This is a genomic window from Streptomyces caniferus (assembly GCF_009811555.1).
Lineage (GTDB): Bacteria > Actinomycetota > Actinomycetes > Streptomycetales > Streptomycetaceae > Streptomyces > Streptomyces caniferus.
On the sequence record NZ_BLIN01000005.1, the window covers coordinates 609639 to 630101 of the forward strand.

Here is a 20463-nt window from a genome sequence, read left to right on the forward strand (position 1 = left end):
CACCGGCCGGCCAGCCGCCGTTCATGCACGCCCTGCCATGCATTCCGGGTCGCTCACGCGGACCCGGGCGGCTGGATGCCGCGGCCGGCCACGTCGAGCAACATCCTCGCGGCCACCGTCGCGCCGTCGGTACGGATCGTGGCGGCCACGGCCCTCGCTCGTACGGCGGTCTCGGGGGTCAGGGCCGTCTTGAGCGCGGCCGACAGGGACTCGGTGGTCGGGGTCGGACCGTCGTGTGCCGCGCCGATGCCCAGCTCGGAGACCCGGGCGGCCCAGTGCGGCTGGTCCACGATCTGGGGGACCACCACCTGGGGCGCGCCGGCCCGGGCGGCCGTCGTCGTGGTGCCCGCACCGCCGTGGTGCACGACGGCGGCGACCCGGCCGAACAACGCCTGCTGGTTGACCTCGCCGACGACGAAGCAGTCCTCCGCCTCGTCGGTCAGGGCCAGGTCGGCCCAGCCGCGGGCGAGGAGGACGCGGCGGCCCTGCGCGCGGACCGCCTCGACGGCCACCCGGGCGACGTCCTTCGAGGTGTGCATGGCCATGCTGCCGAAGCCCACGTACACCGGCGGTTCACCGGCTTCCAGGAATGCCTCGAGGCCTTCCGGGAGCGGGCGTTCATCCGGCAGGATCCATGCCCCGGTCTGCAGGAGGTCGAGTTCCGTCAACTCCTGCCACGGGCCCAGGACCGGGTCCGCCGCCAGCCACGGCCGGCGGGTGACGACGTGGTCACGGACGTTGTCCACCGCTGGCAGGCCGATCGCCGCCCGGTGCCGGTTGAGCGCCTCCCCGTACAACGCGTTCACGCGCTGGCCGTCCTGTTCCCACAGCACCTTGTGGTCGGTCTCCTCCTGCGGGGACGGCGTGCCCGGCCGCGCCCCCGGACGGAAGTGCTGCGAGGGCAGTCCGAACGGATGGAAGCAGGCGAACACGTAGGGGACGCCCAGTTTCTCGGCCACGTCCGGTGCACCGGCCGGCATCAGTCCGGTCGCAAGGATCACGTCGCATCCCTCGGCCGTCGCGGCGGTGAGCGTGTCGAACCGCGCGGCGACCAGTTGTGGCGCCAGTCGGAACGCGTCCTGCGCCGTCGGCGGCTTCTCGCCGGTCACCACCGAGCGCACCGACGGACCGAGCGGCACCAGCTCCACACCGACACCGGCCAGGAGCGCCGCGTACTCCTCGTCCGGCGGGGCGCACACCCGTACCTCGGCGCCGAGTTCCCGCAACCGCACCGCGAGTGCGGCCAGCGGTTCGACATCTCCGCGCGATCCCCACGTCGACAACACCACACGCATGTCGCAATCCCCCATTTTCTTCAGCTTCCGGTCTCGGCCGACCATCCTGCGGCACGACCGGGGTCTTGCCGCAAGCCCCCCAGTGCGCTATAGGTTGAGAGTGGCAGGGAGGAGTACCTCCTTTCCTTTTCCTTTGTCGTTCGGTGTGGACGGACGGCCTGCTCGTGCAGCGGCTGCCCGCCCGGGTGGCGGCGGCGCGCACGGCGGTACGCAGGGGCGCACGGAGGCACACATCCGTGACGCCGACGCGCGTTTCGGATGCTCCGGGCGGGAGGGGTTGACCCTGACCCTGCGTCAGGGTTGGAGCCTTGTCACATGACGAACAACAGCACTTCCCCGGCTCGGTTTGCCCCGCCGGTCGGAGAGTTCCAGGAGATCGACGGCCGCCGCCTCTTCGTGCACCGGTCGGGCAGCGGCGGACCGGCCGTGGTGTTCCTGCCGGGCGCCGGCGCGGTCGGCCTGGACTATCTCGGTGTTCAGCAAGAGGTTTCCCAGTTCACCACCGCCGTGGTGTACGACCGCGGTGGCACGGGCTACAGCGATCCCCTGCCGCTGCCGCGTACCGCCACCGCGGTCGCCACGGAACTGCACGAGCTGCTGCGCGCCCAGAACATCGCCGCCCCTTACGTTCTGGTGCCGCACTCCCTCGGCGGCTTCTACGCGCATCGGTTCGCGCAGCTCTACCCGCAGGACGTGGCCGGGCTGGTCTGGCTGGACGCCTTCCACCGCGACTGGGACGACTTCATGCCGCCCGCGGCGAGTCTGGCCGCGGTCGAGCAGATGGCACCTGACCGGGAGCAGCTGGGAAAGATGCGCCCGGCCATGCGCGAGATGTTCGCCGAGTTGCTCGCGGGCTACCCCGAGCACGTGGGGCAGGCGCTGATCGACGCCAAGATGAGTGACGAATGGACCGACGTCGGTATCGCCGAGCGCACCAACTTGACCGGACTCGCCACCGAGCTGCGGGCCGGGCCGGCCATTCCCGACGTCCCGGTGATTGCGCTCTCCGTGGTGGGCGCCGACCCCGCCCAGCAGGCGCTGACGTCGGAGCGGACGCTGCAAGAGAGGCACAACGGCAGGACGACAATGGACGCGGCCCTGGTGAGTGCGGTCTCGCACGGGGAACAACGCCTCCTCACCGACACCGTCCACCACCGGCTCTGCTTCGATCGTCCCGATGCCGTGGTCCAGGCGATCCGCGACGTCGTCGACCGGGCGGCTCGCCCCTAGACTCAGCTCGACCACGCCCCACCAGGCCCGACGATGAGAGGTGAACGGTGCTGACGATCAGCCAACTCGCGGCGACCGCCGGCGTGACCGTGCGCACCGTTCGCCACTACCACCACGTCGGCCTGTTGCCCGAGCCCGAGCGCGATGCCTCCGGCTACCGCCGTTACAGCGCGCAAGCCGCGGTGGATCTCATCCGGATCAGGACCCTCGCCGACGCCGGTGTTCCGCTGGCCCGTGTCGACGCGCTGCTGCACGCCCAGCCGGCCGAATTCGCCTCGGCCCTCACCGACATCGACGCCGCATTGCAGCGCAAGATCGACCAACTCGCCGAATACCGCCGCCGGATCGCTGAACTGACAAGCGGCGAACGGCTTGTGCTGCCCCCCGAGGTGGTCGCCATCCTGGAGCGGATGCGCGGTCTCGGGGTCAGCGAACTGAGGGTTCGACTCGAACGCGACTCGTGGATCCTGATGCAGGCACTCGACCCGGGCGCCATGCCACAGCGGATACGGGAGAAGAACGCCGGTTTCGACGACCCCGAGACGACCCGCCTGTATCTCGCATGTGATCAGTCGGTCGACTGGGATCCGGACGATCCACGCCTGGACCGGCTCATCGACGACCTGGACGCATGGGAGATCGAACACGAACGGGACAGCAGCCGGCCGGAGAACCTGAAGCTGATCGTCTCCCGGATCGTCGAGGAATCACCGGCATGGCAACGCATCCTCGGCGCACTCGCCCACCGCGCCGAGCAGCGCCGGACCGCCGCGCAGGACGCTGAAGCCGGCCGCGCCGGACCGGTGGCCTGACACCCGAGGGCCCACAAGCACACCCCGATCCGGCCGGCACCCCGCTCGGGTCGGCATCCCGCTCGGGTCGGCATCCCTCTCGGCGTCGGCGCACTCCGGCGCCTCCTGGTGTGGACCCCAAGAGGCGCCGGCGAGGGAACTCGGTGGCTGACGGGCCGTGGGCGTCAGGCCGCGGCAGGTGTGTAGTGGGTGGCGTCACCGCCTTCGAGGGCGCGGCTGGAGGTGCCGTCGATGCCCACCGGGGCGTCTCCGGCGACCGTCACCCGGTGCAGCAGGCGCGGCAGATCGCCGTAGTCGTCGGGCGCGTAGTGCTGGGTAATGCGGTTGTCGAAAAGGACCAGGTCACCCGGCGTCCAAGCCACTCGGACGATGTTCTCCGGCCGCGTCACATACGACTGGAAGATGCGCAAGAGGTCCCGGGACTCCGAGGGGGCGAGGCCCTCGATGCTCTGCGCGAAGCCACCGATGAACAGGCCACGCTCCCCCGTCTCGGGGTGGACACGTACCACCGGGTGGGCGGTGCGGTACTTGCGCGAGACGAACTTCTTGCGGTGCTCGGCCGCCTTGTCGTTCTTCGGGGCCGCGTAGTCGTAGTCGTTGGTGTGCACCGCCCACAGCTTGTCCGCCAGCTCGCGCAGCGGCTCGGGCAGGTCCTGGTAGGCCGCGGCCGAGTTGGCGATCAGCGTGTTGCCGCCGTAGGGCGGGACGACGATGCTGCGCAGGGTCGATGCCTTCGGCGGGGTGCGGACGAAGGTGACGTCGGTGTGCCAGTGATTGGCGCGGATGCCTTCGTCGCCGTCCACGGGCAGGATGTTGGGCTGCCCGCCCACGGACGGGACGGTGGGGTGGGCGGTGGTGAGTTCGCCGAAGAGGGAGGCGAAACGCAGTTGCGCGACGTCGTCCAGCTGCTGGCCGCGGAAGACCAGCGCCTTGTGTTCCAGCAGTGCCGCGTTGATCTCGGCGACGAGCGCCGGGTCGAGGTCGGCGGAGAGGTCGACGCCGACGATTTCGGCGCCGATGCGACCACCGATCCGGCGGATGTCGAAGCCTGTGCTGGTGCTCATGTGTGGATTCCTTTCCGGAGTTCGTCTGTCTCAGGAGGTTCAGGACGTGTAGACGCAGGAGGTCCAGGAGGTGATGGGCGGGGAGGGTCTGTCATTTGTTGGGGCCGGGCGGGTGCAGATCCGGGCGTCAGCTCGTCGCGGGGACGCGCCACGAGCTGAGTCGTTTCTCCACTGCCACCAGCAGTTGGTTGAAGGCCACGCCGATGACGGAGATCGTGACGATGCCCGCATACATCTGCGGAATGGCGAAGTTGTACTGGGAGGCGTTGATGAGATAGCCGAGACCGGCCTTGGCGCCGATCATCTCGGCGGCTACCAGGACGACGATGGACACCGCCCCGGCCAGCCGGATTCCGGTGAAGATCGTCGGCACCGAGGCCGGCAGGATCACCTTCTGGAACAGTCGCGGGGCGGACAGGTTCATGGACTTCGCCAGCCTCAGGAGGGTGGGGTCGACGGTGCGTACCGCGCTGATGGTGTTGAACAGGATCGGCCACGCGCACGCGTACACCACGATGGAGATCTTCGACGTCTCGCCGATGCCGAGGAGCAACACGAACACCGGTAGCAGGGCCAGCGCGGCGGTGTTGAGGAAGACCTGCAACAACGGATTGAGGAGATCGGCGACGGGCCGGTACCAGCCGATGAGCAGGCCCAGCGGTACGGACACGACAACGGCGATGCCGAACCCGCTGAACGAACGCACCAGGCTCGCCTCGGCGTTGTCGGCAAGCTGACCGTTCGCCACCAGTTCCCACCATGCCCGGGCGACCTCGCTGAACGGCGGCAGGAAGGTCCGGTCCACCAGGCCGAAGCGGGGCGCCAGCTCCCACGCCAGCAGCAGGGCGACGATCGCCGCCGACTTGGTGGCGCCGGACAGTGCCGCGCGCAGGAGGCGGCGCAGTATGGCAGCGCGGTGGGGCCGCGGCCTGCTCGTCGCGACCGATGGGGCGGCTCCGGGTTCCTCGGTGGAGGCCGAGGGCGTGCCGGTGGCCGGCGCGGAGAGTTCCGCCGACGTCTTGGGTCCCTCCGAGGCCTTGAGTTCCGCCCGGGTCTTGGTCCCCGCCGGGGCCTTGAGTCCTTCCGAGTTCTCGTTTTCGTCCGAAACCGGGAGTCCTTCCGGAGTCCGGCGCCGAGTGCGCGATCCGCTTGCGAGGCTCATACGGAGACCTCCTCCTTCTCCCACAACTGGGTCCTGGTCACCTCGTCGTGCAGGAGCGTCCAGATCTCGTGTCGATACCGTGCGAACTCGGGGCTGGACCGCAGGTCGTCCGTCTCCGTACGGGAGTCGAAGTCGATCGGTACGACCTGCTTGATGCGGCCGGGCCTGGAGGTCATGACGGCCACCCGCCGGCCCAGGTAGACGGCCTCCTCGATGCCGTGGGTGATGAAGACAACGGTCTTTCCGGTGCGCTGCCAGATGCGCAGCAACTCGTCCTGGAGCGACTCCCTGGTCTGGGCGTCCAGTGCGGCGAACGGCTCGTCCATCAGCAGGACGTCGGGGTCGTAGGCGAGAGAGCGGGCGATGGCCACGCGCTGGCGCATGCCGCCCGACAGCTCGTGCGGGTGACGGTTCTCGAATCCGGAGAGCCCGACCAGGTCCAGGTACTCGCGGGCCCGCGCGGCACGCTCACGCCGTGGTACGCCGGTCGCCTCCAGGCCGAACTCGACGTTGCCCAGGGCGGTGCGCCAGGGCAGCAGGGCGTACTGCTGGAAGACGATGCCGCGGTCCAGGCCGGGCCCGGTCACCGGTTCGCCGTCCAGGAGGATCCGTCCGCCGGTCGGCCGGGCGAGCCCGCCGAGCAGGTCGAGGAGTGTGGACTTGCCGCATCCGCTGGGGCCGACCACGACGACGAACTCCCCCGCGTCGATCCGCAGGTCGACACCGTCCAGAGCGGTGAACTCGCCCTCCCCGTACGCCGAGCCGCGGCCCTGGCCCCTCCCCCGCCTGGCGGGAAAAGTCTTGCGCACCTGCTCGAACTCGATCTTGGGTGTGATGGACCCTGACATGAGATCAGCTCCCGCTCTTGGAGGTCGGCTCGGCCCCGGACGGCTTGCCCTTCCGGCTGTACGCGTTGAACTCGTTGGTGTAGAGATCCGACGCCTTGACCTGGTCCTTCTCGATGTCACCGCGCTCGCTGAGCCAGTCGATCCACAACTGGAACTCCTTGTCGGTGATGCGCCCGGCGGTCTCGGCGACGCCGAAGGACTTCCAGTACTTCAGCGGAGCGGTGTCCTCGTTGCGGCCACGCTTCTTGACGATCTCGACCTGCCGGGCGATGACCTCATCGCGTGGCCTGGCCCGGGCCCACTCGATGGCGCGCGCGATGCCCGTGACGAACGTGCGCGTGGTGTCGGGGTTCTGCTTCAGGAAGCGGTCGTTCACCACATACGTGCCGGCCGAAAAGTTGCCGAGCAGCTCGTAGTCCGTGAACAGCGGTCTGATGCCGCCGGCCCGCAGAGCCTTGTCGCGCAGGATGTCGCCGAGGACGCCCACCTGGATCTGCTTCTGCCGCAGCGACTGCTCGGTGTTCACCGGCGGCACCACCAACGGCTCGGCCTTCTTGATGTCCGCCTGCGACAGGCCATGGCGTTGCAGATAGATGTCGAGCATCGCCTCGGAGTGCGCCCCGAGGGTGTTCATCCCGATCTTCTTGCCGATCAGGTCACGGGCCGAGTGGACCGGGCTGTCCTTGAGGACGTAAAAGCCGTTGTAGGCGGCCTTGTCGACGCCGTAGTAGCTGATGACCGCGGTGATGGGCGCCTTTCGCGCCGCGAGTTTGACGACGGCTCCGTTGAACGCGCCGCCGAAGTCGACCTGCCCGGTGGCCGCCGACTGGATGTCCTGCGGCCCGCTGATCGTGTTGCCGACCCACTTCAGCTTCACGTCTTCCAGGAAGCCGAGGTCCTCGGCCAGTTCGGGCAGGATGACGGACCCCGCCCAGCCCTGGTACCGCAAGGTCTTGGTCTGATTCCCGGCCGAGCCGCCACCTCCGGTGCCGCAGCTGACCGCGACCGCCGAGAGACCCAGCAGGGTGAGGAACTGTCGTCGGTTCGAGGGGGCTGTCAGCCTGCTCATGAAAGGTCCTGTTCGGGTGGTGGGCAGAGCGCGGTGGGACGCGTACGGGTACATACGGCGCTACGGACGCGGGTGGGGGTGGAGGGGTGGCAGGAGGAGCCGGGTGGGTTACGGCACGGGCGTGCCGATGACCGGTGTGGGGTGGCCGAGCGTCCCGCCTCCGCGGCCTGGGCGAGAGCCGCAGTTGCGATGCCGGCGGCGTGAAGATCGACCGAAGGGCGAAAACGGAAAAGGAAATGCGAATGACGAGGTGAAAGAGGACGGCTCGCTCACCGAATCCGGCGGATTTTCGGTGGGTGTGCCGCGAGAATCACCGACCGTGCCGAGCCATTCCCAGGCCGGCCGGCGCACCGGGCAAGGATCACGGGGCGCTCAGGAGCCGGCGCCGGCCAGCAGCTCTAGCAGCCGGCGGCACAGATGGCACTGGCCTGGCGTCGCAGATCGACGTGCAGGCGTGCGGTGAAGTTCTCCGAATGACTCACACTCGGGAGGCTGGCAGCGAAAATCAGCCACGTCAATGAGACGAGGGCCCTTGTCTCACTTTCTGATTCTCCCGCCACGCGCGCGCAGCATTTCGTTCACAATCGCGGCCGCACGCAGCCTTCCGTGCATGCCTCGCAGGGGACGGACCGACTCCCACGGACTGGACCGCGCCGGCGTCGTGGCAAGGGCGGCTCCATGAAGGCCGAGCCGACGCCCTCAGCTGGGTGCAGTACCGACCTGCTCGTCGGGGGTGGGGAACCGCGCGACGTACCGCAGGGCCCGCCGCCATGGATCGAACGCGAAGAGCTGTCGGGGCCGGTGGTAGTGGCGGGCGCAGAACGTATCGAGATCCACATGGATTGTCCGGGGCCGGGAGTCAGCGTGAGGGAGGGCAGCACAGGTAACTGACAACAACTCGGACTGGCGAGTCCACCCGTCATGATCGAATGCCCATGTTCCGTCTGTGACGTAGACATGGCTTGGATCGCGTGCTTCGCACGCCCAGAGGCCGACGGGGCGGAAGCCAGCCGTTGGATAGGTCTCCATAAACGCGTACGCGAGGATGTGGCACGCTCCGGCAGCAAAGAACGGCAAGTCTGCCCGGCTCCACGACAGTAGTTGGTCTCTTCGCTCTTCGGCAGTTCGCTTGAAGCATGCACTCGGGCGATACACATCGACCAGCATACGAAGGCACACAAGGGCAGCTCCGCCGAACGAGAGGGCCTCTTGAAGGTCGTTTTTCCTTTGGTGCCCGTGAGGGCGACGAGGATCACCGCCGCCAAGTCCGGACGCCTCAACTCACCCCCGGGCCGGGCTCGGATCGAGCTGGGCTGTGACCGGCCGTGGGCCCGGCCGTAATTCGTTTGACCTGGCCACGGGGCAACGCTGCACTGTGGCGGGACACCACGCCCCCGTGGTGCCGGTATCCGGGAAGGCAGCGGCAGCAATGGAGATCCGTCCCACGACCGACGAGGACCTCGACGTCTTCGTCGACACACTCCATGCCGCGTTCGGGCGCTTCCCGGAAACCCCGGCCGAGGGCGGCGGCGGGGTCTGGTGGTCGGCGCTCAAAATAGACCGCAACCTGCTCGCCATGACGGCGGACGGGCGGCCCGTCGGCACCGCCGGTGCGTACTCCTTCGAACTCACCCTGCCCGGTGAGATCCTCGCCCCGGCCGCCGGGGTGAGCGCCGTGGGCGTCCTGCCCTCGCACCGCCGTCAAGGCGTGCTCAGCTCGATGATGCGGCATCAGCTCGCCGAGCTGCGGGCCCGAGGAGAGTTCCTCTCCGTACTGCTGGCCTCCGAATCCCCGATCTACGGCAGGTTCGGCTACGGGCCGGCGACCTACACGCAGCGGCTGACGGTGCCGCGCCACCAGGCCGCCTTCGCCGTCCCCCGGGCACGCGGAACGGCCGGCGCCCCAGCGAGCGGATCCGACACCGGCTCGGTCGAGCTGCTGCGGCGTGCCGAGTGCGGCGGGATCCTGGAAGAGGTCTACGACCGGTACCGCCGCGCACAGCCCGGCGCGCTGTCCCGGCCGCACCGCTGGTGGGCCTTGGGCGCGGGGCAGCCCCCGGTCTCCCCGGCGCCGCGCTACGTCGCCCTCCACCGTGACGCCGACGGCGTCCCCGACGGGTACGCCAGCTACTCGATCGGCGAGTCCGACACCTTGACGGTCGACGAGACCATCGCCACCGACGACGCCGTCTCCACGGCTCTGGCCCGGTTCGTGCTCGGACACGACCTGGTCACTCAGGTCGTGTTCAAGCACGTCCCGCCCGAGGACCCACTGCGCCGGCAGCTTGTGGACTTCCGCGCCGGCCAAGTGAACGACGACACCGACTGGCTCTGGGTGCGGCTGTTGAACGTCCCGCGTGCGCTGACCGCGCGCGGCTGGTTCATGGACGGCGAACTCGTCCTCGACGTCGACGACCCGTTCCTCGGCGAGCACGGCCGCTACCTGCTGACCATCCGGGACAGCAAGGCCGACTGCGTCTTGACGGACCGAGCGCCCGACCTGTCCCTGGACGTGCGCGACCTCGGCTCGATCTACCTCGGCGGCACCGCCCCCAGCACTCTCGTACGTGCCGGACACGTCCGGGCCCACCGCCCCGGCGCGGCCGCCCTCGCGGACGCCCTCTTCCGCGCCGAGCGCCCACCGCACTGCCTGCACTGGTTCTGACCGCGCGCTCGCCGACCCGGGTGGGCCGCGAGACGGTCGTCCAGCGCGCAAAAGGAGACCGCCGGCCTCGTGCCGGCGACCGGGAGACGCCGGCGCCCATGCCGTCCATGCCGTCCATGCCGTCCATGCCGTCCATGCCGTCCACGGTCGTCGGTACCACGCGCTCCTCGCTTCGCTTTCGGCCTCCCGGTACGACGCTCGGCGTCCCCCTACAGGGCGACATCAGGATGAAGGCGCCCCACCGTCCACACCCGTTGCCGCCGCACGGCGAGGGCGGTCACGGCGAGGAGGCCTGCGGTGAAGGCCAGGAGGACGGCGAAATCGCGCACGAGGTTTCCGGTGAGTCCGCCCGAGACGGTGACACGCAGTCCGTCGACGAGGTAGGTCATCGGGAGCATCGGGTTCAGCACCTGGAAGAAGGCCGGTTCGGTGGGCAGTGGGTAGAGGCCGCCCGAGGCGGTGAGCTGCAGGATGAGCAGGACCAGCGACAGGACGTCGCCGGGCACCCCGAAGACGGTGCGCAGACAGTGGTCGACGGCCACGAACGCCGCCGCCCCGGTGACCAGGAGCGCGAGCATCCAGAAGCCGTGGACGGGGTTGAGTCCGAGGGCCAGGTCGACGACGCCGTAGAGCACGAGTGCCCCCACGGCGCCGAGCAGCGCGGCCGGCAGCCATCCCGCGACGGCGGTGGTGAAGGCGCCGACCCGGCCGACGAGGGCACGGGTGTTGAGGGGGCGCAGCAGCAGGTAGGCGAAGAGGCCGAACACCCATAGGGCGATGCCGAAGAAGAACGGGGCCAGGCCGCGTCCGTAGACCCCGGCCGGATGCAGGTTTCCCCGGTCGATGTGCACCGGCGTGCCCAGCACCTCGGCGGCGTGTGCGACCTGGTCGGGGCTGGTGCGGGGGATCTTGTGCAGTCCGTCGTCGACGGTGCGGGAGACCTCCGAGGCACCGCCGTGCGCCTGTTCGGCGGCGGCATGCAGGGCGCCGGATCCCTTTTCCAGGGTGCCGAGCCCTTCGACGAGGCCGTGCGCGCCGTCGGCCGCACTCCGGGAACCGGTGTCGACGAGGCGGAGCGGGGTGTGCAGGGCCAGCACGTCGCGCCGGAGTGAGCCCACGTCGTCCTGGAGGCGCTCGGCTTCCCGGAGGGAGCGGCGGGCGTTGTTCTCCGCGGCGGCGGCCCGTCCGTCGAGGGCGGTGGCGGTCGAGTCCAGGCTGCGGGCGTGTCCCAGGGCCCTGCGGTAGACCGGGTCGTCCCGCAGTTCGGGGTGGGAGTCGGCCAGATCGGTCAGGTCGCCCACGGCCCGTGAGGTGCCTTTGCGGGTGGCGCTGGTGGCGGTGTGCACGGCGTCGAGTCCGTCGGTGGTCAGCCGCGCGGTGCTCACCAAGGCGGAGACGGCCCCGGGAAGCCGGTCGGCGGCGGCCTGGTCCAGGCGGCCCGCGAGGTCGTCGATCTGTCCGGTGGCCCGGGCGATCTGCCGTGCACCGGCGGCGACTCCGGTGGCCCCGTCGTGCAGGGTGGAGGTCGCCGAGGCGACCGTGGAGGTGCCCTGCTGGGCCACGCGGGTGGCCCCCACCAGCCGGTGTGCGCCGTCGGAGGCGGTGGTCAGCTTGTCCCGTACGTCCGACAACTCGCCGTAGACGCTGCGCACATAGGCGGCATGGGTGGCGGAGTTGACCTGGTCCTGCAGTTTGGTCTGCACCACCTCGGTCATGATGCCGGCGATGTAGTTGTTGGCATCGTTGAGTTCGATCCGGATGCCGGCCTGCTTCGGGCGGGTGTCGGCGCCGGTGGCCAGCTTGTGGCTGAAGTCGGACGGAATGTGGATGGTGAAGAAGTAGCGGCCGTGCTCCAGCCCGTCCCGCGCTTCGTCCTGGCCGACGAAGTGCCAGTCGAACGTGCCGGATGCCTTGAGCTGCTTCACGAGCTGATCTCCGGCGTCCACCCGGCGGCCCTGCTTCGCATGCGCCAGATGATCCTGGTTGACGACGGCGACCGGCATACGGTCCGTCTTGCCGTACGGGTCCCAGTTCGCCCAGAGGTACATGGCGCCGTACAGCAACGGCACCAGACAGAGCAGTAACGGGACCAGGCGGCGCATCGGACCGCGGAAGCGCCGGAGTTCCAGCAGCGCCAGCTTGACGGCCTTCATGTGTCGGCGTCCTTTCGGGGAACGGCCGTCCCGGCGGTCGGGAGACGGTCGGCCGGGACCGTCTCGGCCGGGAGTCGGTCCCGGCTGCGCCGCGGAAGTGACAGCGCGACGAGGCCGGGGGTGGGCGGCGGCATGCGGACGCACCCGGCCAGTACGGTGGGGCCGCTGTCGCGTACCCGGTCGAGCGCCTGCCACGCACGGTCGTGCGCCTCGGGCGGCAGGCCGTCGTCCACATCGTCGACGACGAGGGCGCCGGGACGCTCGGCAAGTGCCAGCGCCGTCGCCAGCAGCAGCGCGTCGACGGGGTCGAGATCTTCGATCAGATCGGTCCCGCGGGGAGCGAAACCCACGGCCTCGAAAGCCTCACGAATCCGACGCTCGGTCACCCCTCCCCCGGTCAGGCGGCGTTCGGCCATCACCTCCTTGACCCGCAGCCGCCCTTCGAGAGCGACCGCGGGCGCCGCCCGGGCGACGGCGACCGCCGCGCGCACCCGACGCCCTTCCGCGGGCAGCACATGCCCGCCGACCCGGACCGCCCCGCCGGACAGCCGCATCCGCCCGGCGAGCGCAAGCAGCAGGGAAGTACGCCCGGACCCCGCCGGCCCGTGGGCAACCAACAGCCCGCCCGCCGGCACATCCAGGTCCACCCCCTCGAACACCGGCCCTCTCGGACCATGCACACTCGCCCCGCGGGCGACCACGTCAACTCCAGCCCGTGTCATGCAGCAGGTCTTGCCCGGAGGGGTTAACTCACCCGTGCGGCAAGGTAGTTGTGATGATGCTCACGTGGTACCGCCCGGGACGCCGAGGGAGTCATCGTCGGCGAAGGCGACCTCGCCGCGCAGGTCGAGCAGTGCTACCTCAACATCGGCACTGCCCTGGCCGAGGCGGGTGGCTCCTTCGACGACGTGGCGAAACTGACCGTCTACGTCGTCGACTGGAGCCCCGACAAGATGCCGCTCCTCCTGGAGGGGATTTCCCGGGCCGCAGCGAAGCTGGGGGTCACCCCGGCCCCTCCGGCCACGCTGCTGGGCGTGGCGGCACTGAACGTCCCCGACCATCTGGTCGAGATCGAAGCCACCGCCGTATTCGACTGAGCAGCTGCTCTTCGGCCACTGGGCGGCGAAGTGGCCAACTGGGACACTGAGCTGCCAACTGGGTGGAGAAGCAGGCGGCGTGATCCGCCTCTCTCACCCTCAGCTCTCCCCCCTCAGCGTCGGTCTGCTGGTTCGCTGGCTCGCCGCCCGCGCCCTGCACACCCGGGCGCCCGCACCTAGGGGGTGTCTCTTTGGTCTCCGTGGATCAGCCTGCGGCGTCTGGTGCCGTGCATCGCAAGGCGGAGTGTCTCCCGCGGACTGGGTGTCCGTGGGTGATGCGACAACGCCGCGAGGCGCGGTGCCAGGCGCTGCAGGCCCACGGAGACCAAAGAGACACCCCCTAGGCCACTGCGTCCCGGCCCCTCCGTCCAACGGACCAGTACCGGCGGACCAGGACCAACGGCCGATCGCGCCCCTGCTGGCGCGGCCTGTACGTTCCTTGTACAAACCCTCCGACGGGCCCTGCCAGGGGGCCCGCGCGTCCCAGAGGAACTCCCATGCGCGTCATCGCCTTCGACCACCTCGTTCTGAACGTTGCCGACATCGAGCGATCGCTCGCCTTCTACTGCGGACCGCTGGGTCTGGAGCCGGTGCGCGTGGACGCGTGGCGCGCGGGCGAGGTGCCCTTCCCCTCCGTGCGTGTGAGCCCGACGACCATCATCGATCTCATGCAGGAGCCCCATGAGGGTTCCAATGTCGACCACCTGTGCCTGGTCGTCGAGCCCCTCGACTGGCAGGAGGTCGTCGACTCGGGCGAGTTCACGGTGGTCGACGGGCCCGGGCCACGCTTCGGCGCCCGCGGCGAGGGCCAGTCCCTGTACGTCAGCGACCCGGACGGCAACACCGTCGAACTCCGCTGGTATGCGCACGACGCCTAAGGCTTGCCCGGCGGGTCGCTCGCCTCGCGGAGCGCCGGTGCCGGTCGGGTCGACTGACGGGCCTGTCTGACGGAGATCGGTTCGACCGCTCTCACCGGTCTGAACGCTCTCACCGGCCTGACTGCTCTGGCCGGTCTGATCGCTCTGGCCGGTCTGATTGCTCTGACCGGTCTGCGTTGACAGCCCCACGATGGGGTTACCCCCAACCCCCATGCGGTGGCCCGCCGGATAGGCAACGACATGTGCGTGCGGCGATCGTGTCGTATTCGGTTTTCCGCTCGTCTGGGGGCGACGGCCCGGACACGCGGTCCGAGGGTCGACTCCCGTCAGACGCCCCGGAAAGCCACCTGACGGATCACCAGGGGGAACAGTGGATCGCTGCATGGAGCGCGCGCTCTCGCGCCGTACGCTGCTGGCCGGCGCGGTGGGAGCCGGTGCCGGAGTCGTAGGGGGAGCCACGGGGAGGGCCGCCGCCGATGCGCCGGGACGGCCGGTGGCACAAGGGGCGGTGGACGCCGAGGTGGCGCGCCTGCGGCGGGGGCTGATCGAACTGCGGCGGGACATCCACCGTCATCCGGAGGGGCCGGGGCAGGAACAACGCACCGCCGGCGTGGTGGCCCGGGAGCTGCGGGCGGCCGGGCTGGCCGTCACCACGGGGGTGGGCGGCCACGGCGTGATCGGCGTCCTGCGGGGCTCACGTCCGGGCCGGACCGTCGCGTACCGGGCGGACATGGATGCGGTGCCACCCAAGGACATCGTCGGGGGCGGACCAGCGCCGGCCCACCTCTGCGGGCACGAGATCCACACCACGGTGGCCCTCGGCATCGCACAGGTCCTGGCACGGCTGCGCCGGCAACTGGAGGGAACGGTGGTGTTCCTCTTCCAGCCCGCCGAGGAGAACCTGTCGGGAGCCCGGGCACTGATCGACACGGGCGTGCTGGAGCGCACCCGTGTGGAAGAGATCCACGCGCTGCACTGCGGGCCGTTCCCCGCCGGCCGGTTCGCTGTGACCCCGGGCTTCGGGATGCCGGGCCAGGACAAGGCGGAGGTGACCGCCTCCGGACCGGACGCGCCCGATGTCGCGCGGCGACTGGCCGCCGAGATCGGCACGCTCGCCACGGTGGCACTGCCGCAGACTCCCGCGGACCTCGAGCGGATCGTCGCCGAAGCCCAGACGCCCAACGGGCCGCTGGCCCGGTTCGTGGCACTCCGGGCCCGAGCGCAGGGGGCCAAGGTGAGTGTGTCCTACCGGTGTTGGCCTCAGGAGCGATACCTGGACGTACGCCAGGACATCCACCGCCTCGCCACGTCATACGCGGGGACCGGGGTGAGCTTCCCTGCCGAGCCGTTCCCGGCCATGGTCTGCCCGGAACGCGACGCCCGCGTGCTCGCCCACCACCTGCGGCGCACGCTCGGCCGGGATACGGTCACCGAACTCCACGCCGCCTTCCCTCCCTTCAGCGGCGAGGACTTCGCCCTCTACCTGGACCGCATCCCCGGCACCTTCACCTTCCTCGGCGTCCGAGCCCCCGGCACACCCATCACCACCAGCTACCCGCATTACCCCGACTTCACCCCGGACGAGCGCGCCATCGGCATGGGCGTACGGGCAATGGCGGGCTGGATCGCGAAGCGGAGCCACAGGGCGTGGGGCACGACCGGCGTGGCAGGGGGCGGCGGGCCCGGCAACTAGGGCCTGACCTGCGGATCATGTGACCGTCCGGCCCCTGGGCCGTCGTTCCGCTCGGGGCGGGGCGACCTGACGAACGACGAGTGAGCGCGACTCGCTAGTCGTCCGAGCCGGTGGCGGACGGCGGCACCTCGACAACGAAGAACAGGAAACAGGGTTTGGCCGAAAGGTCGTGGAAGCCGTCGGGGAAAAGCTCACGGGCGGCCGGGTCGGGTTGCGGCTCGCTGATGGTGGAAAGGCGGAAGCCGGCGGTGGTGAAGGCATCGATCATGGCATGCAACGACTTGCGCCAGAACTTCATCGGGACGGTCTGCTCGCCGAACGTCCAGTCGAAGGTATAGCTGGTGGTCGCGAAGTAGTCGGGCCGAGGTTCCTGGATCGTGTAGGCCACGAGCGGGTGGTCCACCGACGCGATCAGCCGGCCGCCGGGCCTGAGCACGCGCCGCAGCTCGGCCAGCGTCGGCCCCCAGTCCTCCAGGTAGTGCAGGACCAGCGAAGAGACCACGTCGTCGAACGCGCCATCGTCGAACGGTAAGCGGTCGCGAAGGTCGACCTGGTGCACATCCGCGTCGTCACCGAGCCGCCCCTTGGCCAGTGCCAGCATCCCGGCGCTGGTGTCGATGCAGGTGACGACGGCGCCGCGGTCGCGCAGTGCTGCGGACAGGGGGCCGGAACCGCAGACCGCGCGAGGCGCTCGGGCACATCGGTTACGTGTTCCATCGTCGCAGCCTAGTAGTCACAAGGTCCGCCGGGGGCGGAGAGCAGCAACCGTGAAGGCGCCGTGGCAAACGCACGCCGACTTGATAACGCGGGTGGCTACGGCCCTGAAGCCCTTGCGGTATCGGTGGTCTGCTCGTATTCGTTGCGGGGCATCACGCTGCCGATGCGGAGACTTGGCGATGCGGCGAGGCTCGTTGGCAGAGCGAATGTCCTCGGGTTTGCTTACCCACTTCGCTCTTGCCCCTCGCTCACGACGCGGATGGCAAACACCTTCGCTGCTGTCGGCTTTACGAGCCCCTCGGCTTCCTCACTGCGCCGGACGGCATGAGGTTCGAGCAGGCGTTGCACCGCGATGTCACGCTCGGTTTGCCAGCAGGTCGTCCAGTTCGGCTGCGAAGAACAGGGCGGGGTCGAAGCCCATGTTGGTGAAGTGGCCGGCGAGTTCCAGGGACAGAACGCCGTGCAGCCGGGTCCAGAAAGCCAGGGCCCGGTGGAGGGCCGCGGGCGGGGCAGGGTGGCCGTCAGCCCAGTCCCGGTGGTCTTCCAGGTGGGCGCTGAACTCAGCTGCGGGGCCGTCCGGGGCGAGCGCCGTGCACGCGTCGAGCAGAGTTGTCATCATCTCGGAGGCGATGCCGGTGATGTCCTCGGGAGCGTGGTAGCCGGGGACGGGGGTGCCGTAGATGAGGAAATACCGCTGGGGGTCCTCCAGGGCCCAGCCGCGCAGGGCATGCGCCAGTCCAGCAAGGTCGGCACCGGTGGTCGAGGCCGCGCGGAGGGTCTCGGCGAGACTCCGGTACGCCTCGCGGATGAGCTCGGTGATGAGCTCGTCGCGGCTGGCGAAGTAGCGGTAGAGCGCGGGCCCGCTCATGCCCATCTGCTTGGCGATCGCATTGAGGGAGAGCGCGGACGCACCCGCCGTGGCGATCTGCTCCCAAGCGCGCTCCTTGACCTCTGTGCGCACCTGGGCGCGATAGCGCTCCCGCGGGGTCCTCGTGTCCGTCTCCGCAGCTTCCTTCGCCACGATCCGCCGCCTTCCCCACCCAAAATGAATACACCTTCAATATTTCGTTAGAGGCTATCACGTACCTGTTGACCCATCACCTCGCACGAGTTATAACTTCTAACGAACGTACGAGCTTGTAGCTCAGTGCTCAGTACGGGATGTGCGGTGCTGCTCCGCAACGTGCACTCCACCGGACGAGGGGAACCCCGTGGCCACCACAGCCGAGCCACCGCGCACTCACACAGACCGGCGAGCTTCGCTGCCGGTGACCGTCTCTTCCTCGGCGGTCCCCGCCACGCCGGCAGGGCAACTCACGCCGGACGGCCCCCTGCTCGCCGTCGCGTACGCCGTCCCACTCGTCGTATGGCCGACTCAGCCCACAAGACGCAGAGCCCGTCCGAGGACATGCATCCGTTCTCGCAGGGCTGATCCTCTCCACGTCCGCCGCCGGCATCGTCGCCGTACACCGAGCGCGGTTCCGGTGCCCTTCCCGCCGGACCACACCGAACGCCGTACCCAGCAGGCGCCCTCGCGCAAGGAACATCCGCAACCGGATGAGAAGCCTCCGCCGACGAGCGCACGCCCCCCAGCCGCCCCACACCCACCCGACGACCGACGCCCACCCGCCAGCAAACACGCGCTCAACAGACAACGCCCGCCCACTAACCGACAAGGGAAACCTCGTGCCCAGCATCCCCAGCACTCGCACCCGCACCCGCGCTGCCCTTCTCGCCGTCCCGCTCGTCGCCATAGCCGCCCTCGGTACCGCTGCTGCACCGGCCGGAGCCACCACCCCTCCTCCCCCCAAGTCCCTCACCTGCCGCGGGGAAGGCGTCGACCCTCACGCCCTCGTCCGCTACCGGACCGAGGCCGTGATCCACGCGCCGTTGCACACCATTTGGAAACTGCAGACCGATGTGGAGCACTGGCCGTCCTGGCAGGCCGCGGTCACGACCACGGGAACGCCTCGACCACGGCCCTCTTCGGAAGGGTTCGGCGTTCCGGTGGACGACCCCCGTACCTCCCAACCCCACTACTCCCGCCACCAGCCTCGAGATCACCTCGACCGTCGAGCAGCTCAAGCACCACTCCTGCATCCGCTGGACCGGCCCCGCGGTCGGCGAAGGGCTGCGCATCGACGGCGTCCACGTCTGGAACTTCACCAGGGTCAAGGGCGGCGTTCGCGTGAGCACCGAGGAGACCCACAGCGGTCCCGAGGTCGAAGCAAACGTTCCCGCCGCGACAAAGATCCTCCGCCAGGGGCTCGAAGCATGGCTGCGCGACCTCAAGACCGCCGCCGAGGCCCCCACCCACAACCAGGCGCACTGATCCACGAACCAGGTCCGGATCCGCGCCACCGTTCTCCTCGGCCCCGTACGCCAGGAGGGCGGCGGCGCGGTCGGCATCTGGACCCGCCACCACGCCCCGCCAGCACTACGAGCAGGATCGACGTCATGGCCGAACAAGGCCAGCCCGTCGCGGACGCACGGCCACAGCCCGCCCCACACCCGCTGACCGCGAAGGAGACGCGGATCGTGGCCCTGAACCACCACATGAACGGCCCGATGTCTCTCGCCCACCGCTTGTTGCCCCGAAGCTGCAACAGCGCAACCGCCCCCAGCTCGTGGCCGACCTCAACGCCGCGTATGAGCCACGACGTTCACCGACTGGCAGCCGGCCTTCGAAGCCGAGACGCCCCCTCGTCCCACCCCGCCCCGTTCAGCGGTTCGCCGCGGCGACCTGGGCCATCGCCCGCGTCTCGAACGCGAACAAACGCCGCTCGGGCGAGAGCTCCGTCCCTTGAACTGCTCAGGTGGGCTGGGGAACCGCTACACCTCCGCCTTCACGATGTGAGCCAGCTGAAGCAGGCGCTGGTGGTAGCGAAGGTGCCCTGTTTCCTTGAGCAGCGGCAGCACCCGTTCCGATTCCTCGATACGGTCACGCAGGATCCCGTGACGCTCGCCTTCGAGGAAACCGTCATTGTTCAGCCAGGTGGACACGCACCCGGCGATATCGGCGTCGAGCAGCACCATATCGATGCCTGCCAGCTCCACACCGCGCAATCCGGCAGGAAAGGGCGCGTCCAGATGTTCCTGCCACAAGCGGGCTGCGGCTTCAGCACCAGTGGTTCTGCTCATGCGTTTCCTCTTCCTGCCGGGTTCTCCACCATGGATGCGTTCACCTGCTCAGACAACGGTTGCACACGAGGATTGCACGTCGCCGAGTACGGCACAGGCTCCGGCTGCTCCGGCGGACTCACCTCCCAACTCGTCGGCTCTGACGGTGAAGTGACCAGCTTCGACATCGAGTACTACCCGACCCGTTGGCCGACGTCATCCATCCACCACGAACGGGGCCTGGAGAACATCCGGTGCCACACCACCGACGGCACGGAAGGCCTCCGCGAACGGACCCCGTAGGACCGGCGGAAGCGGGTGTAGACCGTCCGCCACGACCCATAGCGTTCCGGCAGGTCGCGCCGCGAGTTGCCAGTACGGCTCCGGTAGACCACCCCCATGATGACCCGGCGGTCTGCCACCCGCGGCCGTCCGGTGACGGCCCGCGGTATCAGCGAGGCGCGCAACTCTCAGTCATGGTGAATGAGTTCATGGCGATGTATCACCCCACCGTGATCCACCGCTCGGTGATCTTTGCTTGAAGACGTACCCAAAGGGAAGTCACAGGAGATTTCGCACCCCTGTGCCACTTCAGTGACGTGAGTGCGGAACCTTTTCGTAGTGCGAATCCTCATATATGAGGCGTAGGTGTGCACAGGC

Annotated in this window: 17 protein-coding genes and 4 pseudogenes; 8 read left to right on the forward strand and 13 right to left on the reverse strand. The window is 69.4% G+C overall.

The window, feature by feature from the left end:
* Window positions 1-53: 53 nt before the first annotated feature.
* A complete protein-coding gene (locus tag Scani_RS19365) occupies window positions 54-1295 on the reverse strand; it encodes a glycosyltransferase (RefSeq protein WP_159477912.1) in 1242 nt (413 codons plus the stop codon).
* Between the two features lie 315 nt (window positions 1296-1610).
* Between Scani_RS19365 and Scani_RS19370 the strand changes: the two genes are divergently transcribed.
* Together Scani_RS19370 and Scani_RS19375 are read left to right on the forward strand one after the other, a co-directional pair.
* Window positions 1611-2525 carry an alpha/beta fold hydrolase gene (locus Scani_RS19370; protein WP_159477914.1) on the forward strand — a complete coding sequence of 305 codons (915 nt, stop codon included), beginning with the start codon at window positions 1611-1613 and terminating at the stop codon, window positions 2523-2525.
* 47 nt (window positions 2526-2572) lie between these two features.
* Entirely contained in the window at window positions 2573-3337 is a 765-nt protein-coding gene (locus Scani_RS19375; protein WP_159477917.1) for a MerR family transcriptional regulator, read from the forward strand.
* A gap of 164 nt (window positions 3338-3501) precedes the next feature.
* Here the strand turns inward: Scani_RS19375 and Scani_RS19380 are convergent, their stop codons facing one another.
* The 6 genes from Scani_RS19380 to Scani_RS19400 all read right to left on the reverse strand — a co-directional run bounded on the left by Scani_RS19380 (window position 3502) and on the right by Scani_RS19400 (window position 8317).
* The gene (locus Scani_RS19380) at window positions 3502-4401 is read right to left on the reverse strand and encodes a TauD/TfdA dioxygenase family protein (RefSeq protein WP_159477920.1); all 900 of its coding nucleotides are present in this window, start codon (window positions 4399-4401) and stop codon (window positions 3502-3504) included.
* Window positions 4402-4528: 127 nt separating this feature from the next.
* Window positions 4529-5563 (reverse strand): ABC transporter permease, encoded by a 1035-nt coding sequence (locus Scani_RS19385; protein ID WP_159477923.1) that lies wholly within the window; start codon window positions 5561-5563, stop codon window positions 4529-4531.
* A complete protein-coding gene (locus Scani_RS19390; RefSeq protein WP_159477926.1) occupies window positions 5560-6411 on the reverse strand; it encodes an ABC transporter ATP-binding protein in 852 nt (283 codons plus the stop codon). Before Scani_RS19390 ends, Scani_RS19385 begins: the two co-directional genes overlap by 4 nt.
* Window positions 6412-6415: 4 nt before the next feature.
* Complete coding sequence (locus Scani_RS19395; RefSeq protein ID WP_159477929.1) at window positions 6416-7480, reverse strand: ABC transporter substrate-binding protein; 1065 nt, start codon at window positions 7478-7480, stop codon at window positions 6416-6418.
* A 398-nt stretch (window positions 7481-7878) separates the two neighbouring features.
* Window positions 7879-8040 carry a putative leader peptide gene (locus Scani_RS42170; RefSeq protein ID WP_371872356.1) on the reverse strand — a complete coding sequence of 54 codons (162 nt, stop codon included), beginning with the start codon at window positions 8038-8040 and terminating at the stop codon, window positions 7879-7881.
* A 139-nt stretch (window positions 8041-8179) separates the two neighbouring features.
* The gene (locus Scani_RS19400; protein ID WP_159477932.1) at window positions 8180-8317 is read right to left on the reverse strand and encodes a hypothetical protein; all 138 of its coding nucleotides are present in this window, start codon (window positions 8315-8317) and stop codon (window positions 8180-8182) included.
* Window positions 8318-8909: 592 nt separating this feature from the next.
* Between Scani_RS19400 and Scani_RS19405 the strand changes: the two genes are divergently transcribed.
* Window positions 8910-10145, forward strand: a complete 1236-nt coding sequence (locus tag Scani_RS19405; protein ID WP_159477935.1) for a GNAT family N-acetyltransferase — start codon at window positions 8910-8912, stop codon at window positions 10143-10145.
* A gap of 209 nt (window positions 10146-10354) precedes the next feature.
* Here Scani_RS19405 and Scani_RS19410 read toward each other — a convergent pair whose 3' ends face one another.
* Both Scani_RS19410 and Scani_RS19415 read right to left on the reverse strand, forming a co-directional pair.
* Window positions 10355-12298, reverse strand: a complete 1944-nt coding sequence (locus tag Scani_RS19410) for a YhgE/Pip family protein (RefSeq protein WP_159477938.1) — start codon at window positions 12296-12298, stop codon at window positions 10355-10357.
* Window positions 12295-12957 (reverse strand): ATP-binding cassette domain-containing protein, encoded by a 663-nt coding sequence (locus Scani_RS19415; protein ID WP_174872726.1) that lies wholly within the window; start codon window positions 12955-12957, stop codon window positions 12295-12297. The genes Scani_RS19410 and Scani_RS19415 overlap by 4 nt, the downstream gene beginning before the upstream one ends.
* 135 nt (window positions 12958-13092) lie before the next feature.
* Here Scani_RS19415 and Scani_RS19420 point away from each other — a divergent pair.
* The 3 genes and pseudogenes from Scani_RS19420 to Scani_RS19430 all read left to right on the forward strand — a co-directional run.
* A pseudogene (locus Scani_RS19420) lies at window positions 13093-13395 on the forward strand (RidA family protein); the annotation flags it as partial.
* Window positions 13396-13892: 497 nt separating this feature from the next.
* The gene (locus Scani_RS19425) at window positions 13893-14273 is read left to right on the forward strand and encodes a VOC family protein (RefSeq protein ID WP_159477941.1); all 381 of its coding nucleotides are present in this window, start codon (window positions 13893-13895) and stop codon (window positions 14271-14273) included.
* Between the two features lie 382 nt (window positions 14274-14655).
* Entirely contained in the window at window positions 14656-15966 is a 1311-nt protein-coding gene (locus Scani_RS19430) for a M20 metallopeptidase family protein (RefSeq protein ID WP_159477944.1), read from the forward strand.
* A gap of 94 nt (window positions 15967-16060) precedes the next feature.
* Here Scani_RS19430 and Scani_RS19435 read toward each other — a convergent pair.
* Window positions 16061-16648 (reverse strand): annotated as a pseudogene (locus Scani_RS19435) (class I SAM-dependent methyltransferase); the annotation flags it as partial.
* A 390-nt stretch (window positions 16649-17038) separates the two neighbouring features.
* Window positions 17039-17704 carry a TetR/AcrR family transcriptional regulator gene (locus Scani_RS19440; protein WP_159477947.1) on the reverse strand — a complete coding sequence of 222 codons (666 nt, stop codon included), beginning with the start codon at window positions 17702-17704 and terminating at the stop codon, window positions 17039-17041.
* Window positions 17705-18369: 665 nt separating this feature from the next.
* Here Scani_RS19440 and Scani_RS19445 point away from each other — a divergent pair.
* A pseudogene (locus Scani_RS19445) lies at window positions 18370-19015 on the forward strand (SRPBCC family protein).
* Window positions 19016-19515: 500 nt separating this feature from the next.
* Here the strand turns inward: Scani_RS19445 and Scani_RS19450 are convergent.
* Window positions 19516-19824 (reverse strand): hypothetical protein, encoded by a 309-nt coding sequence (locus Scani_RS19450; RefSeq protein WP_159477950.1) that lies wholly within the window; start codon window positions 19822-19824, stop codon window positions 19516-19518.
* A gap of 72 nt (window positions 19825-19896) precedes the next feature.
* Here Scani_RS19450 and Scani_RS41080 point away from each other — a divergent pair, with 72 nt between their 5' ends.
* Entirely contained in the window at window positions 19897-20106 is a 210-nt protein-coding gene (locus tag Scani_RS41080) for a hypothetical protein (protein WP_246296493.1), read from the forward strand.
* Window positions 20107-20108: 2 nt separating this feature from the next.
* Here Scani_RS41080 and Scani_RS41085 read toward each other — a convergent pair.
* Window positions 20109-20270, reverse strand: a pseudogene (locus tag Scani_RS41085) (transposase); the annotation flags it as partial.
* Between the last annotated feature and the right edge of the window lie 193 nt (window positions 20271-20463).

Bases quoted from the DNA above. Each gene is read 5' to 3' on its own strand.
- Scani_RS19365 (WP_159477912.1), bottom strand. From the start codon at position 1,295: ATGCGTGTGGTGTTGTCGACGTGGGGATCGCGCGGAGATGTCGAACCG.
- Scani_RS19430 (WP_159477944.1), top strand. From the start codon at position 14,656: ATGGAGCGCGCGCTCTCGCGCCGTACGCTGCTGGCCGGCGCGGTGGGA.
- Scani_RS19380 (WP_159477920.1), bottom strand. From the start codon at position 4,401: ATGAGCACCAGCACAGGCTTCGACATCCGCCGGATCGGTGGTCGCATC.
- Scani_RS19395 (WP_159477929.1), bottom strand. From the start codon at position 7,480: ATGAGCAGGCTGACAGCCCCCTCGAACCGACGACAGTTCCTCACCCTG.
- Scani_RS19390 (WP_159477926.1), bottom strand. From the start codon at position 6,411: ATGTCAGGGTCCATCACACCCAAGATCGAGTTCGAGCAGGTGCGCAAG.
- Scani_RS19425 (WP_159477941.1), top strand. From the start codon at position 13,893: ATGCGCGTCATCGCCTTCGACCACCTCGTTCTGAACGTTGCCGACATC.
- Scani_RS19385 (WP_159477923.1), bottom strand. From the start codon at position 5,563: ATGAGCCTCGCAAGCGGATCGCGCACTCGGCGCCGGACTCCGGAAGGA.
- Scani_RS19450 (WP_159477950.1), bottom strand. From the start codon at position 19,824: ATGAGCAGAACCACTGGTGCTGAAGCCGCAGCCCGCTTGTGGCAGGAA.
- Scani_RS19410 (WP_159477938.1), bottom strand. From the start codon at position 12,298: ATGAAGGCCGTCAAGCTGGCGCTGCTGGAACTCCGGCGCTTCCGCGGT.
- Scani_RS19370 (WP_159477914.1), top strand. From the start codon at position 1,611: ATGACGAACAACAGCACTTCCCCGGCTCGGTTTGCCCCGCCGGTCGGA.
- Scani_RS19405 (WP_159477935.1), top strand. From the start codon at position 8,910: ATGGAGATCCGTCCCACGACCGACGAGGACCTCGACGTCTTCGTCGAC.